The sequence below is a fragment of the Vibrio sp. 1978 genome (assembly GCF_033344345.1).
In genome coordinates, this window is record NZ_JAWPOP010000018.1 from 30218 (window position 1) to 47642 (window position 17425).

Below are 17425 nucleotides of genomic sequence, written 5' to 3' on the forward strand. Positions count from 1 at the left end.
TATCTAATACCAACAGGTCTGGGCGAACTCAGGTATCATCAAAGCCACACCCCCCTTTCTGAATGATTACCATCCCTTCACCGATTGCATGTGGTTGATGATCAGGCCATTCTTGTAAATGTTCTCGCTCTCGAAAACCTAACTTATTAAACGTGAAGCGAACTTGAATACATAACTATTTACTTACAAAAAAGGGAGTCCAAACAAAGCACCAATAATCCCAATAGGGCTAATAGGTAAAGCTACATCACCGACAAGATCTGCTAGTCCTTCACTTACAACGTCACTTGCTACGGATTCACCAACATTGTTAAAAACTTCACCTGTTAATACCTCTGACACGGTATCATCCAATACAACATTGTCGATCCCCGAATCAATCACCAACGTGCTATCCAAGCTATCGGCGACCTCACTAGTGACAATAATTGGGATGTCTGAGTTTTCAGCAAGCGTCTCATTGATATAACTGACGCTGTCTGTCGCTTTAAGCTGAACTTCTGCGGCAATATCACCATCACTCATCAGAGCAATATCCGAAACGGGGTGATTAGTTGCTTCAAATAACAAAGTATCCATACCTTGATCGTTGAGTGCAGTGACAACCTCTTGCTCAAACACAATGCCTTTGATATTGCTGATATGTCCCGACATCGCATCGGGGTCGACATCAGAGAAATAATCAAGAATGTCGTCGTTACTTGCGAGTTCTAACTCGTTATAACCACGACGGACTGCATCAAAAACTGAGCTTTGAGCAATCATTGCTGACGCGATCCTGACAAGTAGTCAACAATTTGCTTGAAGCTAGTATTAAGCATTGGATAAATACGGTGCCCATTTACGTTGCTCAAATTTCCATGCGTCGGTGCATTTAATTTCGCAATATCTTGGGCAGAATTACCCTTTTTAGTTTCAAATTCAGTATTAGCTCCAAGTCCAACCAGTTTCATGACGGATTCAAGGTAGCCACTACTAGCTGCAACCATTAAAGGTGACCATCCATCCTCATTTCGCAAATCAAGATTGGCACCTTTACTATGGATAAGTTCCAATGTTGATGCTTGGTTATAACTTGCTGCCCAATAAGCGGCAGTTCTTCCAGACTTACTCTGAAGATTTACATCCGCACCTTTATCTATCAGCAACGAAATGAGTTCATTTTTGCCATTTTGAGCCAATAAAGATAACGCTGGATGCGAGTCTTTGTTTCTTGCGTTAGGATTCGCACCAGCAGTAACGAGCGCTTTGATCATTTCATCATCACCTTTAGTAACGGCGATAATCAGCATCGTTTCATTATCTTCGTTTTCCACATCTGGATTAACGCCATTAGCTAGTAGCTTCTTAGCGATGTTGACATGCCCATTTTGATACGCTGACAACATAGCGGCTTCTGAGTACTTGGCGCTGAATACCGCACCTTGAGCAAGGAGCTTATCGACGACTTCTAAACGTTGTTTGAAATAAGCGCCAGTAACCGCATTCCAGCCATCGTTATTGCAAACATCGACGGCAGCTCCGTGCTTAAGCAGAAATTCAACCGCTTTGACTCGGCCTTTCATTGAGGCCCAAATTAAAGGTGTCCAGCCCTTGTCGTTTCGGATGTTAACTTCAGCGCCTTTTTCTACCATCAACTCTGCGAGTTCAAAGTATTCATTGTCTAAACAAAGCAACAATGCGCTGCTCATTTGTTGTGGTCGATAGTTAGGGTTTGCGCCTTTGTGTAACAGTGTTTGAGCAATATTCAAAAAACCAAGTTCAATCGCCAACCGAAGTGGGTTATGACCTGCATGATTGATATCAAAACCGACGCTGTTAATGATGTTCTGGGAGAGTGTCGAAAACCCATTTTTCAAAGCAAGCTCAAATGGCGTTGCTTCTAATTCTTCAAAGACGGTGTTAACTAACTCTGGCTGATGTTCAAGTACATCATTCAATAACGCCAAATTACCAGACTCAATGGCAGTCAATAGTTGCTCAGTCATTAGCATTAACCCTTTCGACGTCTAACTCGATTTCGCCGGAAAGCGACTTAGCATTCATTAAAATTTAGTTCCGTTAACTTAATAGCTTTCCAGTTGTGGCGAGCTTTAGATTTGTCCCAACTCATGATACGGAGTGCTCTGACTTTTGATTCATTTTTTAAATTACCTATAACAAAGGGAGGAACAAAAGTATCCTCGACAAATCCAAAGCCTTTGGGTGCTATTCGAAGCGTACCCTCTACATACGAAACATCAGCCATATCTACTTGCTTGGACGATGAGGAAGCTACTACTTCTTTGTTTCCATCAACACTCGCTACGGATAGCTCAACATAGTCACCAGCCTGAGGTTTCTGCTTACCTTTATGAACCCCCATGCGAACTGATAGTGATGTCGACTTATTTACGAATACTTGAAAGCCTTTACCGGATTTATGGATATTCTCTACGATAGCAACAACCTTCTCCATCGGCCCATGCAAGTAATTTAAAGCGTCGTGAGAAATAGAGTTTAAAAAAGGACTCAGTTGCTTTTCATCGACACCAGAATCATACCAAGGCTGCATAGATAGCTGTTCTAACTCTTGCTTTAGCTTCCACCCATGAGTTTGATAAGCCGCAATAGCCGTTTTTAGGCACATTGAGGCTTCAGCTTGCTGTTGATTTGCAAGTAATAAAGGAATAATTCCCTGTAATAAACGCAAACTAAAAGTAACGTCATGTGCGGATACTATTCCCCTAGCAAAAAACTTCATTGCTAAACTCTGATCTTGTTTTGAATAAGTAGCCGCCAACGCTCCCCAAGCCCAAGACTCTTTTTGCTTCTTTCTTAAAATGGGTAGAATGAGTTCGCGAGCCTGATCGTATTGGCCCGCAACAACTAGGCACTTCGCTTGGTCGTAATCAAGCCACATCATATGTTTAGTGTCAGAGGCTTGCTCGCGTGTTTGGTTAATAAATGCCATCACTTGGTTAAGATCTAGATGCCAATACTCTCGTGCTCTAAGCCATGCACTCGCCACTTGGCGTGCTGTTGAGAGCATCAAACTTGGCACTTCACCTTTTTCAGCTTGAAAAGGCGTTTTAGCCTCACCATCAAACAGCGCAGTTTGATGTCGAAGCACAAGGTGAATCAAGGTTGGAAACCATTCCAAACTCTTCTTAAACTGAACCAGCAGCATTTTGTACTCTAGGCCGCCAGTAGCAATATCTAAATTTACTATGGTTTGCAGCAAGTTCTCTATTTGCTCAAATTCAAAATCAGTAGGACGGTAGTTGTTTGAAGAACTCGCTCGCTTATTTAGATTTTCAAGCTGGTGCTTGAGAAACTCATAACACACCCAAAATAAAGCACCTTTCAAGTAAGTATCTTGGGGAGCTGCCTGCAACGCTTGAAAACCAAACTCCCAAGCTCCTTGCAGGTCTCCGCTTTTTCTCAAATTATTTACTGTACGATTAGCTGGCTCATTCATAGAAGCACACCTATTTGACATATTATTTCGTCAATAAGCCTTGTGGAATTACTAAGCTGAGGCATAGGTTGAACTTTAGTAAATTGGCTAGACTTGTTGTACCAAAACTCAATCACCGCCAACTCATTGCCTTTAACAAATGCATATCTTTCACAAAATGAACGAGATTCAATTTTGCTTATATCAGCTCCAACACTGCTGATTTGACCCAGTACATTTAGATAAAACTCTTCTAAGAATGGCTCTGAAAAGTGGAACTGAGTATCCTTTGAAGACTCAGGGACATCAAGCAAAGTACCTTCTAATTGACCAAGCAAAGCCATGAGTTCAACATCGAACCCATCTTGAGCAATGCTCTTTACGCCAGACACTTTCCAGTTACCCTTGTAATTAAAACTTATCGAAGCCTGCTCGTTCCCTCGCTGCAAGATGTAACGATCTTGATAGTTATAATGAAGGACATCCACTACAGTAATCCCTGTACCTTCAATACATGCATGAACAAGTTGGTATAACTTTTTAAGTTGCGGGATGTCAGTCTGAAAATCAAACTTCACTGTGGTTACTGAGTTTGTTGCTTCGGTACTTGGTCGCACAACCTCAACGCCTTGCGGAACAGAATTGTTGAGGTCTACTGCTTTTGGTTGATAGACTCCTGCTATTTTCATTCCATCTCCTAAGCGCAACTGAGGTGGATTCATTACATACAGGATGCCAGAAGTTCTCGTTATAGCGGTGTATAACCAGCGGAAGTAATCTTTAGTTAAGGCTTTTTGGTGTGTTTGACACTGTAAGAAAACAGTTTTCCATTCGCTACCCTGTGCTTTGTGTCCAGTAATGGAATAACCAAACTTAATTTTAAAAGCATTGAAATAAGGATCTTGCAATAATGCAATTCTAAGCTTTTGTTCATTACCTTTACGTCTCAGTTCTGGGTGTCGATTTAAAAAGTGAACATAGAGTGCTTTGTGCTCATCTGACGATAAGGTCGGCTGATCATTGTAAAGTAGGTTTTCTACAATTTTGGCTTCAAAGAAGAATGGTTCACCATAGTCGTTGCGAAAGCCTAGAATCACATCCCTAAAACTCAGATTTACTTTTCGCTTAACCATGTCACCAGTGTCACCTTTGACGCTAATGACAACACTAATCAACTCAGAATGAGGAGATAGTACTTCCTTGATCATGCCAAATTCACCATTGGTAATACAAGCGTCTGCTCGATAGTGATTTGCTACCGAAATGACTTTATCTCCCGCGACCATTTGCTGTTGACCAGTAAAGAAGTACTCTCTAACCAAACGGTTATACTCAGCTACTTGTCGGTTTGAAGAAGCAATAATAATACTTTCTCCTGTACGACTAACTTTTCTATCACATGAGTCTAGATAAGTGCTAAGTAGATTTTCCGAGGACAAATTAAATACATCATGATCATTAACTTCAAATTTCAGTTTATTGAAAAGATTTTGCTCTAAACCGTCACGCAACATGGCAGCATTGTTCAAAACACCACTATCACCTTTTTGACGAACAACTTCAGTCAAGTACCCTGAAGCCACAGCGACTTGATAATTTTCTTTAAGGTAACTGGCATCTAGCGCTGGTGACGTATTCATTCCAACAGGTGGCAACTGTGCATTATCACCAATAAAAATAACTTTCTTATTATGATCGTTGTGGTCAATATTTATGTACTTGAGCAAGTCTTTTAATAGATATCCACTCCCAAAACGAAAAAACTCACCATCGGAATATCTGTCAGAAACCATTGACGCTTCATCAATTATATAAACAGCTTCCGCGGTATCTACATTGACTTTAAGGTCAGCATAGCAACGATAAGTTTCAGACCCTTCCACACCGTCAACTTTGTACTCTTTCACGTTGTCATAATTGTATATCACGCGGTGAATAGTGCTGGCAGGTTGCATTGTTTTGTCTGATATCACTTTCGCGGCTTTCCCCGTCGGGGCCATAATAGCGAATTCACGACCAATTCTTTCTAGGTACTGAGTAAATCCTTTAGTTATAAATGTCTTACCTGTACCTGCATAACCATTAAGTAAAAATACGTTTTGTTTGGTATCGGTTAGAAACTCATTTATTTGCTTAACTATTTGGTTTTGACCTTTAGTTAAACTTACTCCTTCAAAGCAATCAAATATATCAATATTTCGGCGCGTCACTTCCATATCAAGATCAAAGCTTGAAGCTGATGAAATACTAGCTTGTTTAAACTCTTCACGCGTCCTGTAATCAAAGAAGGCTTGTTGTGAAGCGACTAGATCTTTTTGTTTTTGTTCAAGTTCAATCTGTAATAGTGCTTGCTCTTTTTTTACATTGGAAAGTGTGTCGTTTTTTTCGTCTAGTTGAGCTATTAGCTCATTCGTCTGTTGTTGATATTTATCACTATTATCAGCAAGTTGGGTCTTTAATTCAGCTTCTCGTTTATTGAGTTCTTGACGTTGGCGCTCTAACTCTGCTTCTAAGCGAGATGTCTGGTCGATAGGTTTTACCGGATCAACAAACTCTGGCGGAGTGATAGGCTGATTGAGAATGGCTTGAGCATACCAACGGGCGACTAAATAAGCTTCTTTGATTAACCAGAGTGTTTCATTGAGGGAAATGTCGTCTGAACCATTGCTAGAGTGGGCAGCCTTGTTACCTTTATGTCGCAATACATCTAACTTGGCCCAAATTCCCTTGTCACTGACAACATCCTTGAATTCGTAGCTGCGCAGTCGATTATATAAATCATCACGAACAGGTGGGGTTAGAGATAAACGTGAATAAATCTCCCCAACGACTAATTCAGTAAAACACCTAAGTTTCACTAATACTACCTGCTTATCATCATAGCAATACAACTCTGCACTTTTACCAAATTGAGCGAGTTCAGGGCTGATGTCTGTTAGAAAATTGAAATTACTCATAACTCTTAATCCCTCCAGATTAAACTATTGGGCCACTTAATTTCTCCGGAAAGCAATGTAGGAAACATCATTTCTTTTTCCTATTTTTCTGCGCATCACTCCGCCTTTTTTTACTCAAAAAATCTTCTCTAGTTGGTAAATTTGAAGAGAGAATATTGATAACGAAGTTAGCGTGTTTAACAAAATGGTTTACTTCATCTTCAGAAATATATTTTCCCGTGTGTGCTATCACATCCCGCTGCTTCCAAAGAGATTTTTGACCAACAAAAATTGCATTGTACGCATCCACATCAAGCCCTTTGATGTGCTTCAGTGGCCCCCAATTAGCTCTTATGAAGACTAATTTATCCGGCCAACCATCCTGAATTTTATGATGGTATTTATGCAACCGAAGAAGCACTTCGATATTACACCACAACAGAAGTACAGCTAAGCTAGGCTCTTGGGTGAATAGCCTAGAAGCCCTAGCCTGATACCGCTGCTCATCAAGGAGCTTAAGCGATGAATACGCTCTCTGGTGTAATCCACTTTGCTTACTCACTGATAGTCACCGCTCCTGATAACAGTTTGGGAAGTAAGGTGTCACGAAGAGTTGAAAGCTGCTCACTTTGGCGAACATTAGATGTAATGGCATCATAGAGTGGCTTCACCAATTTTTTATATGCAATTAGCACTTCTTCATTCGGAACAACAACAGAAATAGGCTTGAAGTTTTTCTTACTAATCTCGGCAAAGGTACTGCCACTCGCTCGTTGCTTAATTTCATCCATACGATGTACACACCATTGAAGTACGAACTCTGGCGGTAGTACCTTTTCGCATTTCATTGCAATGTAGCCTTGGTTAACAGCGAGTGGAACCTTGGCAAGAGCGAGATATCCAACTGGCGCTCTAGATGATAAAAGAACAGTATCCACAGGCAGTAAGCCTGAACTAACTTTCTTTAAGCCAGCCTCAGTTAGCTTGCTTGCAGTGTCCAACAATACCTTCTCTTGAACGCCTGAAAGGTCTTTTGGTGATGTCCAGTGAATGTGACCATCGACCCAGAAATCATCGTTCTTTTTAGAGGGGGTACCACCACCTACAACAGTAACCTCATCTCCAATCTCTGATAAATTCCACCCCTCAGGTATCAAACCTAGCTCAGACTCAACGAGCTTTTCGGGGAATAGCGAGGCAGTAGCCGCATCCATCCCCTCTGGTTGCTCGCCATTTATCTTGGCTTTCACTGGATCGAAGTCGACAAACCATGACTTAAAGATGGCTTGCGCCATTTGTTCTAGGGTTTGGTTGGTTTGTGTATTTAAAGATATTTTATCGTCGATAGCTCGAAAAAAGTTACCAGCCAGTTTTCTCTGCTCTTTGCTAGGCAGAGGATATTCAAATTCCGCTAGTGACTGCCAAGGAACACGCTGACGACCTGAGGTTCCTTCCATTCGAGCCTTTGCATAAGCCCGAAACTCGGGCAATCGAGCTAAATAATATACATAATCTTCGTCGTGCTCTTGGTCTTTCGCAGACATAACGATGAACTCTGTTGAGCCAAAACCATTTTGATTTTTATCTAGACCAGAAACCTTTGCTGTCTTACCATTTTCCAAGCAAGGAGTAATGCGAGCAAAAAGAGTATCTCCATTGCAAAATTTTGCACCACCACTTTTAAATTCCTTCTCGGTAATCTCATCAACATCTCGACTCGATACAGGGAGCGCTGCCATGTCAATAAATGGTGCGACAGAGCCTTTCTTTATTGCCCTTTTAGGGTTGAAATCAACTATTTCAGTTATAGGTTTCTTCTCAAAGCTCATAACCCAACCCCGCTAGGTTCTTCTTGATCTCAGCTTCTAGCGTTGCTGACTCAGCAAACTGCTCACTCAACTTAGCGGTTAGTGCAGCCATCTTCTCACTAAATGGAATACCATCGTCTAGCTCTTCAGTCGCGCCAACATAACGTCCCGGAGTCAGTACAAAATCATGCTTGGTAATTTCTTCAAGGGTTGCTGATTTACAGAAACCTGCTTGGTCTTCATAAGCGATACCATTCACTTCTGTGCCTGTTTTCCATGCATGGTAAAGATCAGCGACTTTCTGAATATCATCACGGGTGAAATCACGTAGAACACGGTCTTTCATGTAGCCAAGGTTACGAGCATCAATAAACAGCACTTCACCTTTACGAGCACGCAGCTTACGACCTGCTTTATCAGTACGAGCCTTTTTGTTTTTGGTTAAGAACCAGATACAAGCAGGGATTTGGGTGTTGGTAAACAGTTGTCCCGGAAGCGCAACCATACACTCGACAAAATCGTTCTCGACTAAGGCCGCACGAATTTCACCTTCGTTGTTAGTAGTTGAACTCATCGAACCATTGGCAAGTAGCAACGCTTGAGAACCATCAGGTGCAAGGTGGTAAAGCATATGCTGCATCCAAGCAAAGTTAGCGTTGCCTGAAGGGGGTGTGCCATATACCCAGCGCGGATCATTATCATCGACACCTGTATTCCACTCTTTCATGTTGAAAGGTGGGTTAGCCATAATGTAGTCAGCTCGTAAATCAGGGTGTTGGTCGTTGGTATAGGTACTGGCAGGCTCCTTACCAAAATCATAATCCAAGCCACGGATTGCCATGTTCATCGCAGCAAGCTGCCATGTTGTGTAGTTGTATTCTTGACCATAAATCGAGATTCTTTGTTTTTGCGTAAGCGGGTCAATCTCTTTTTGGTTAGCGCGGCGCTCAATGAACTTTTCAGATTGCACAAAGAAGCCGCCGGAACCCATTGCTGGGTCATACACACGGCCTTCAAACGGTTCAATCATCTCAACAATCAGCGAAACGATTGATGCAGGCGTGTAGAACTGACCACCTTTCTTACCTTCAGCAAGCGCAAATTGGCCTAAGAAGTATTCGTAAATATGACCAAGAATATCTTTGCTGTTAAGCGACTTATGATTGAATGGAATGGTCGCGATTAGGTTAATCAGCTCATTAAGTTTTGCCTGATCAATTTTTAGCGATGCGTAGTGCTTGTTGAGAACACCTTTTAGTTTCTGGTTGTCGCGCTCAATCCCTTCCAATGCATTATCAATTAGATGCCCAACAGAAGTGATTTTCTTCGTCTTACCATCAATGACCAAATCGGCACCACCAATGACCATCGGGCCATTGTCTTGCAGAAACTTCCAACGAGATTCAGTAGGCAACCAAAACACGTTTTTCTCTTTGTAGTAATCGCGTTGTTCCAGCTCAATTGCGATTTCTTGTTCAAGTTCTTCAGCCGAGTAACCCTCAGGATCGAGGAAATACTCGTGGTCAGGGTTGGCAAAGTCTTGTTTTAGCTCTTCTTGGCGCAGCATGAAGGCGTCAGACACGTATTTAACGAATATTAAGCCAAGCACCGCATGTTTGTATTGAGAGGCATCGAGTGACGCACGGAGTTTGTCTGCGGCAGTCCAGAGCTTGCTTTCCAGCTCTTTCAGGAATAGTTGTTCTTGTTCGTTCATTACGGGTTTCTTGAGTTCGAAAAATTGGCCTTATGATACCAGTAACTACGCAAATTTCCTTGAGTTCTGCCTTACTTAACAGTGATTTTTATGAAGTAAGGAGCACATTATGGCTGCTTGGAATAAAGGTAAAAGAGTTGGGCAGAAGAAAGCGTTTAAATTGGAAGACATTTGGCGAATTCGAATTCGGTTGGAGCTTGAAGAACGACTGTTCGAGCTAGCGCTTTTCAACCTTGCCATAGATAGCAAACTCAGAGCGTGTGACTTGCGTAACCTAAAGGTACAAGACGTAAGCCGCAGTGGCTGCGTGATGTCACGAGCTATTGTGAAGCAACAGAAAACCCATCAAGAAGTGCACTTCGAGATCACGCCTAAGACCCAACAAACCTTGTCTCAATGGATTATCCTGAATGGTCTGACACCAACCGACTACGTCTTCCCAAGCCCACGTCGTCAAGGTCAACCAATCTCTTACCATTACTACACAACTATGGTTAACCGATGGGTAACGGATATCGGTTTAGATAAAACTCAATACGGCACGCACTCGCTACGACGAACTAAAGCTTCTTTGATCTACGCCAAAACCAAGAACTTACGTGCTATCCAGTTGCTTCTGGGTCATGCTAAGTTAGAAAGCACGATTGAATACCTTGGTGTCGAGATTGAAGATGCGCTAAGGATTTCGGAGAGTTGTGAGACATAACAAAGCAAACCTTTAACCCAACACCTAAAAGAATAGCTGAGCAATGGAAGAAAGAAACTATCAAAGAATTAACCTGAATCGAGAGGTTATTGAAGCTACGATTCAGCAGTTTGCGGTGACAAACGCTTTTGAGGTAAGAAGCCTAGAACAACGCCCCGGAGGGAATGGACTTAGAGCCGTTGTAGGCAAAGTCGGCATAGAAGACTCGATGCTGGATATTCATTTTAACCAGTGCGGCACTTGTACACTCCAGTATATGATTGGCAAGAATCGAGAATTGGGCAAAGCAATAGCTGACACACTATACGAAACCATCCATCCTGATGAGTTTAATACTGTTAACTTAGTCCTTATAGGGATCTACGAACAAGATATTGAGCCAGTATTTGAAGAACTACTTGAGCAATCGGAGCATGTTGAAAGGATCGTCGAGGAAGAAACCCCTTCACGAAAAGTGTCAAAGCTCACTTCCAAGACCTATCAAGATTCAATCACTGTGACTCATCATAAAGGGACTCACAAGCTTCAAATTCAGGGAAAGCCCCTATCATGCTATAGAGAGTTTGTTTACTTTTTGACAGAACTTCTCGACTTATCATGTTTAGACAAAGTATTAATTCGTCAGGATGATAGCAGTGCAGAAATTGTTCGTGTAGAAATGGCCGTGCAATTTCTTGAAAGTGAGTTTGGTGAAGTTAGCGAAAAGCTTCCCCAAGCAATACGAAAGTTACTTTTGTCTAGCATATGTGTTAAGCTCGCAACCCCTGTGCTACCTGACTACTCCTTACTCCTCTATCCAGATCTTCGCTCCTTAGAGGGTGCAGTGAAAGATAAACTTACTAGTTGCGGTATTGAGATTGACGGACGTCAATTGGGAGATTTCTTTAGCTACTTGTCTCCGGGGAGCTATGCTTTAAGCAAGGAGTACTCTCAGTTAGTCGCTGATGCCGCGGTGCGTTCAAAACTAGGAGATGCCTATAGTTGGTATCACAAGCATCGTCATGGGTTATTTCACATGGCCGATATAACTGATGGTAGCCGCCTATTGGGGAACTTCGAACAATTAATCGCATTGTCTAAAAATGCGCACGAATTAATAAAAGAGATGTATAAATAACATGATATCAATCAGACAGCTACGACTAAAAAATGAGGCATTGGCTTTAGCTACAGCTACAAGCTTCGAAAGCCCATTGTCCAACCTGTCTGAGATATCTTCGGTATTGGTAAACAAACTTGGCTCTAATCCTCAACTAGTGATTTTTGATCTTCTCTGCTCCAACGGCGACGAATGGAATCGATTTATTTCAATGGAGTTTGACGGGGGGAAGCTAGTCAGAAATACGTATAGAATAGTAGAAATTAACAACTCAACCCTGTACGAAGATCTAAAACATCTACAAGCCGCATACTTCAAACAAAATCCTAATTATTTAGAGGCATCGATCCTCTCCTAGCTGAAACTGTAGCGTTTCGCTTCACTGCTCGTAAGTCGCTTTTGTCCCAGAGCAAGACTGAATGCTAGTGCTCACAAGTGTGTTCACAAGATATAGTTATTTTACTGAACATTATTTGTTCTCCTTAATGCTTGTAAAAATATACAAATGGTTTACTTACCAATTTTCTTTTCTATCGCGTCAAGAAGGTAATCAAACTGTTCAATAGCGACATTTTTCATAGGAACATCTTTTTGATCAACGCAAAAATCGACCGTCATTTCAAATGCATTTCCAATAACAAATGATTTCATTTTTTCGTTTTTAAGAACAAATTGTAGAGCATTGTTGCGTTTGGATAATGGCTCGTGAGCCACAATACGCCCTGCATAATCTGCAATCACGTCTCTGAAAAGATTGAACTGTTCGGCTGTAGACTTCGACTTCTTGTAGTCTTCATGAGTCGAAACACCAGATAGCGCAGCAAAATCTCTACAGTTAATGTCGGTAGCTTTGGCTGAAGACAAGCTTGGTACGCTTCCTAAAAAGACAAGTAGGCTTAGACTGTACATTAATTTTATCATTTATTTCCTTTCGGCTTAAAACCATCTAGGTAGAGCGCCCCATTAATTAGTATAGATGGAATGAAAAATGCCTAGTGTTGGGAATTACTCTTAAGTGCTTGTAACCTTAAATATATAGCTCAAATCGGGACTGTGTATGTACATTGACACTCTAACCCGCCTAAACTAGAAGCTGATGCTTTAGAAAGTTTGGAGTCTAGGGTTTTCGCTGAGGCTTTAGTAGGTTATAACCGCTCTATTAAAAATCAATGCGCTTTTACCTATCGAGCTTAGAAAGCTTGGACTCCAACATTAGAATATACAATAAGTTATGAACAACTGGCGTACTTGGAAAATAAAATACAAAAAACAAATTGATCATGTTGTAGGGTATGAGGAGGCATTTGTTGACAAGATTCTATCTCAAATACCAGAGATTAGCCCCGCAGATGTAGTACCTCAATTTCATTTTATCGATGACAACGGTGGTAACCGTTATATCGATTTCATGATTGTGAATGAAAGTAAAGGTTACTTCCTGCCAATTGAGCTAGATGGGACATATAAAGATATTAATCATCAACGCTGGAAAGATTTTCTTGTTCGTCAAAATTCACTGATAACTAAATTTGGCATGGTGCTTCGTTTTAGCAACAAACAAATGATCTGGGAGTCTTCTGAAGTTGTGGCTAAGATTAGACAAACCCTTCACCTTCAATCGACCAATAAGATCACTGAAGAAAGTAAGGTTCGAGAACGAGAACGTTTGATGGAATGGTACGAGAAGAAAATCAATGAACTGGAGCGTTCAAGCCATAATCATAAATCGATTGAAGATGAAATTAACCAACTCAGAACATTGGTTGAAGAAATAAGAGCGCCACAACAACAAGCCCCCACAAAAGAGTTGGTGACCAACCAAAAGGTTTCCGGGTCTAAATCTAGTTTTTGGTTAGGTATAAGTGTTGCGTTATCTACCGTATTAGTTGGAGTTATCTTTCTGTGGACAAAATCTGAAGTGCCAGATTTCAATGAATTGAAGCAGCCCATAGATGACCGTGGAGCTGCTATAAGCATTATGAATGCTTCCGGTAAGTCAATGATAGAAATTGACAACTTAACAAGCTCTAATGGTAATGATGTCAAAACCGATGATAAAAAAAGTATCCATGAATGGGTAGAAGTTAACGTTGATGAAGCGGTACCAACTCGGGCGGGGGAGTTACACAAGCAAGGGGCTATTGCAACCAGCCAAGCAAAAAGCTTGGTTGGGACATATCAGGTCGTGTGCGGAGTTGCCAAAGAGGTTAAAGCCTTTTCTAAAGGGACTTACCTTAATTTTGAATACCCATCCCCGAACACAACGTTTAGGGCTGTTGTTTGGGACTCAGATGCAGACAATGTGTTAAGATACGGTGAGCAGTTCCAACACTTTTTAAATCAAAGACTCTGTATCTCAGGTGATATCACTTCATTTAATGGCCAGCCTCAGATAATCGTAAAATACAATAATCAAATTGAGATATTCTAAAATGAAAAACTTAGCATTAGTCGGAACCTTATGTCTTTCTTTAATGGCACTACCAACTCAAGTCAGGGCCAATGAACAAAGGATTGAATCATACCGTGCCGCTTTTCATGTTGGTGAGACAGTAATGGCTTGTGGAGTCGTGGCCCAAGTGCACAAGGGTAGAAAGGCGACTTACCTAAATCTAGATAAGCCATACCCGAACCAATCGTTAGCAATTTTAATTTGGGATGATAACCTGAAAGGCTTTGAGAACCGCTTTGGTCAACTGACTAGATTTAATGAGCAAAAAGTCTGTGTGCGAGGAAAAATCACGGAATACAAAAATAGCTTGCAGATGCAGGTTTCTAATCCTCAATTTCTTCGTTTAATGAAGTAAAATGTAAAAATACACACTCCAGTCAGAATGCCGTTTCAAACTGGCAGCGAATGTTGCCAGTCTCTTTCTACTTGTCGACTAAGTAGATCACAATTCGAGTTTAAAACTAAGGCGCTTTTATCCCAAGAATAGTCGGCGCTCCTTGTTATATTCCTCAAAGAGCACTAACTCAGCAACTGTCTTTATCAGTAACAAGTAGTGTTACCATAATCGTCCGTATATGACGAGGTACCATCACTGTAAGTAATGTTTCCATAATCGTCGCTATATGCTGACAATCCATTTGAGCATGATGTATTACCGTAATCATCACTGTAACAGGAAGTCGCATTGACCTGCATAGACGCTGCTTTCCAACTCTCGTACCTTTTTGTCACAGCGTATTAACCACTTCCGCTGTTTCATCGTATAACGCATCTTACATGGATTCACTTTCATTCATCATGCTGACACCCTAGCACTTACCCAAATCGTGGTTTTCAGGAGGAACATCTTCTCGCGATTCTTTTCCCGTTCAGTGGTTCACTGAACTTCGTTACATTGTCAGGCTCACTGCTTTATTCAGAGCCTTAGGGTCATCTGGTGATAAAGATGGTTCACTCATATAGCGGTGAACAGCGCTTCATACGACTTCAGGTCGCACGGACAAAAACGATTTAGGTGTTGTTCTAAGCCGCTCCGATCAGATTAGAAAAACTTTCATTAATCATTACAAAAGATCTCACCTGACTCACTAACTGTAGCTCTAGACCAATCAACACACTCTGGGCTGCTTGAATAATATGCGCTAGTTGTTGTAGGAGCCTCAATTTGCTGGATAGGCCTATTTGATACCGTATACCCCTTCGCTCTCATACACATAGTAAAGAGATTTAGATCGGGAGAACTACCCGATGAAGAGTACCCGCTTCCGCTAAAGCTATTTACAGATGCACTAGAATAGCTAGAGTAAGTCATTGATTCTTGAGTGCAAATATAGGCGTCACGATCTACTTCTTGTTGAGAGACTCCCATCTTGGCGTAATAGACGTTTGTTGAACATCCTGAAATTGTTACTAGCAAAATAGTTAAGATTATTTTTTTACTTAAGAACATATTTGACTCTTACAACGATTTAATAAATAACTGCCAAATTCTAAAGTAACATACTTACTATAAAAAAGATTAATCACAGTTCAGTTTTTTAAAGATCAATCAATTGAGAACCAATGAGTTAATTAAAATAAGTTGAGATTGGATTGCATAATGACGCATCATTTTAGAAAGGCTGACTTCTAGACTCCATCGGATAACTTTGGATAGATCAAACTCGCATTGATTAGATGTAAACAACTTTCAGCACGGAATCACAATGGGGCACAAACGTTTTAGGTCAATTATACTAAGGCGCTTCTGTCCCAAGGTTATTCGCATCAAAAAATGATGCGAATAAATGAAGTGATCAAATCACACTCTAGCTTGGTTATCGTTTGTATGCTTAGCTAACAATTCTGTTGATAGCGTTTCAGAACATCTAGCCCCTCGTCTATTAGACTTGAGTGGTTAAGGCAAATAAAGCGAGTTATTGACCTCAGAGCCTGACTCGTTTTTGTCCCTGAACAGAACTACACACCCATTAATAGAAAAGAGGAAACGTCTTCATCCCCTCTAAGCTTATCCATAGTACGTATCGTCCATACCGTAACCGCCAAGTTTTGATAGAGCTTCGCTTTCTTCTTCTGTAAGTGGGGTATTTAACATTCTGAAATACTCACCCATTTTCATTTGAAATGCTGCACTTTCGATAACCTCTCTAGGCACAGCAGGAAGCTTTGAAGAAAAAATGTCAATAATCGCAGTTTGAAGCTGGTCATCATCACAGAACAAATATAACTCTTCAGAAGTATCTGAGTCTCGACAAGACTTTGCGAAAAAGGTGAGGTCACTATGGCCTTTATGGCCTAACGCCTGAGAAAGCCAATCATTTCTCTTGAAAGCTGAAATTGGAGAAGTTTCTGATTCATCAGAAATCAGATCTGCAAATTGTTTGGCTGATTCTTTAAACTGCTTAAGCTGTGAAAGGTAAACTGGATATTTGGGTTTGTTAGACATGTATCAATCCTCGTTTATTGGGCTAAAGACATGCAATGTGACTCTCACACACTATTCCCAATGAGCATTGATTCATTAGTTAAGTAGAAAGCGCCTTGACCACGAGTCAGGTCTAGGTGGCGTCAAACCTAACCTTTAAAATATCAGGTGGATAATAAGCTTGTCAATGGCCTTAAAGTATCCTCCTCATCTTGCTCTTGTCCCCTTGTAATTGACCAGTCATATTAGATGCCCGTACTATGAGTTCATAATCGACATTACGTATTGGTAGCCATAAGTGGAACCATCAAAGCAACTAACTTGGGTCAAAGGCTTAAAGACAGCGTACCAGTGCCTTGGTGCTACTCAACGAGACCAATACTCTTGGGTAGCTAAAACCGATCAAATCTATGTATTCTCGGCGGAAACAGACCACATAGATCCTGAAAACAACAAATACAGCCACAAGATAGGTACGTTTTTCAAAAGAGTTCCAGCAATGACCACAGGGCTTGGTCATAAACCTCTAAGTATTAGCCATTCAAAAGAACTATTTGAAGCTGTCACAGATGCATTTTCTCGATCTATCGAATGCTATGTGATACTGGTAAAAGGCACTAAATTTGGAACTTCCAAAGGAGGTGTTAAAGCTGGTTATGACAGTCATTTGTGGATAGTCAAGGAACTCAATGGTTCGGTTGAGAACGGTTATGAATTCAAGCTCTGCCGGACACGATAAGCTTTAGTAGTACAACACGGTGAACTCAAACTCGCTTCTGTCCCAAATACGCTATGCACTCGTAGTGTAACCCTCCCCAAAAGTGAATAGTTCTTTAGCCCTAAACG

Annotated in this window: 15 protein-coding genes; 6 read left to right on the forward strand and 9 right to left on the reverse strand. The window is 41.1% G+C overall.

The window, feature by feature from the left end:
- Positions 1-183: 183 nt before the first annotated feature.
- From R8N49_RS17075 to R8N49_RS17105, 7 genes are all read right to left on the reverse strand, one after another.
- On the reverse strand, positions 184-765 hold the full coding sequence (locus R8N49_RS17075; RefSeq protein WP_237309909.1) for a cytochrome P450: 582 nt from the start codon (positions 763-765) through the stop codon (positions 184-186).
- The gene (locus R8N49_RS17080; RefSeq protein WP_237309906.1) at positions 762-1988 is read right to left on the reverse strand and encodes an ankyrin repeat domain-containing protein; all 1227 of its coding nucleotides are present in this window, start codon (positions 1986-1988) and stop codon (positions 762-764) included. The genes R8N49_RS17075 and R8N49_RS17080 overlap by 4 nt, the downstream gene beginning before the upstream one ends.
- A 47-nt stretch (positions 1989-2035) precedes the next feature.
- Complete coding sequence (locus tag R8N49_RS17085) at positions 2036-3460, reverse strand: tetratricopeptide repeat protein (RefSeq protein ID WP_318072097.1); 1425 nt, start codon at positions 3458-3460, stop codon at positions 2036-2038.
- Positions 3457-6396, reverse strand: coding sequence for an AAA family ATPase (locus R8N49_RS17090; protein WP_318190021.1), 2940 nt, complete (start codon positions 6394-6396; stop codon positions 3457-3459). Before R8N49_RS17090 ends, R8N49_RS17085 begins: the two co-directional genes overlap by 4 nt.
- Before the next feature lie 67 nt (positions 6397-6463).
- Complete coding sequence (locus R8N49_RS17095) at positions 6464-6937, reverse strand: hypothetical protein (RefSeq protein ID WP_318190022.1); 474 nt, start codon at positions 6935-6937, stop codon at positions 6464-6466.
- Positions 6930-8204 (reverse strand): restriction endonuclease subunit S, encoded by a 1275-nt coding sequence (locus R8N49_RS17100; protein WP_318190023.1) that lies wholly within the window; start codon positions 8202-8204, stop codon positions 6930-6932. Before R8N49_RS17100 ends, R8N49_RS17095 begins: the two co-directional genes overlap by 8 nt.
- A complete protein-coding gene (locus R8N49_RS17105) occupies positions 8194-9897 on the reverse strand; it encodes a type I restriction-modification system subunit M (RefSeq protein WP_228084585.1) in 1704 nt (567 codons plus the stop codon). Before R8N49_RS17105 ends, R8N49_RS17100 begins: the two co-directional genes overlap by 11 nt.
- A gap of 109 nt (positions 9898-10006) precedes the next feature.
- Between R8N49_RS17105 and R8N49_RS17110 the strand changes: the two genes are divergently transcribed.
- Genes R8N49_RS17110 through R8N49_RS31025 form a run of 3 tightly spaced genes read left to right on the forward strand, consistent with a single transcriptional unit; the run spans position 10007 to position 12060 of the window.
- Entirely contained in the window at positions 10007-10603 is a 597-nt protein-coding gene (locus R8N49_RS17110) for a tyrosine-type recombinase/integrase (RefSeq protein ID WP_228084586.1), read from the forward strand.
- A 43-nt stretch (positions 10604-10646) separates the two neighbouring features.
- Complete coding sequence (locus tag R8N49_RS17115; RefSeq protein WP_228084587.1) at positions 10647-11720, forward strand: type II toxin-antitoxin system RnlA family toxin; 1074 nt, start codon at positions 10647-10649, stop codon at positions 11718-11720.
- 1 nt (position 11721) lies between these two features.
- Positions 11722-12060 carry a type II toxin-antitoxin system RnlB family antitoxin gene (locus R8N49_RS31025; RefSeq protein ID WP_409373628.1) on the forward strand — a complete coding sequence of 113 codons (339 nt, stop codon included), beginning with the start codon at positions 11722-11724 and terminating at the stop codon, positions 12058-12060.
- A 152-nt stretch (positions 12061-12212) separates the two neighbouring features.
- Here the strand turns inward: R8N49_RS31025 and R8N49_RS17120 are convergent, their stop codons facing one another.
- Positions 12213-12623 carry a hypothetical protein gene (locus tag R8N49_RS17120; protein WP_140316754.1) on the reverse strand — a complete coding sequence of 137 codons (411 nt, stop codon included), beginning with the start codon at positions 12621-12623 and terminating at the stop codon, positions 12213-12215.
- A gap of 310 nt (positions 12624-12933) precedes the next feature.
- Here R8N49_RS17120 and R8N49_RS17125 point away from each other — a divergent pair, with 310 nt between their 5' ends.
- Together R8N49_RS17125 and R8N49_RS17130 are read left to right on the forward strand one after the other, a co-directional pair.
- Positions 12934-14133, forward strand: coding sequence for a hypothetical protein (locus R8N49_RS17125; RefSeq protein ID WP_048626765.1), 1200 nt, complete (start codon positions 12934-12936; stop codon positions 14131-14133).
- Between the two features lies 1 nt (position 14134).
- Positions 14135-14509, forward strand: a complete 375-nt coding sequence (locus R8N49_RS17130; protein WP_048626766.1) for a hypothetical protein — start codon at positions 14135-14137, stop codon at positions 14507-14509.
- A 1653-nt stretch (positions 14510-16162) separates the two neighbouring features.
- Here the strand turns inward: R8N49_RS17130 and R8N49_RS17135 are convergent.
- Positions 16163-16600, reverse strand: coding sequence for a hypothetical protein (locus tag R8N49_RS17135; protein ID WP_048626767.1), 438 nt, complete (start codon positions 16598-16600; stop codon positions 16163-16165).
- 277 nt (positions 16601-16877) lie between these two features.
- Here R8N49_RS17135 and R8N49_RS17140 point away from each other — a divergent pair, with 277 nt between their 5' ends.
- Positions 16878-17318, forward strand: coding sequence for a hypothetical protein (locus R8N49_RS17140; protein WP_048626768.1), 441 nt, complete (start codon positions 16878-16880; stop codon positions 17316-17318).
- Positions 17319-17425 lie beyond the last annotated feature (107 nt).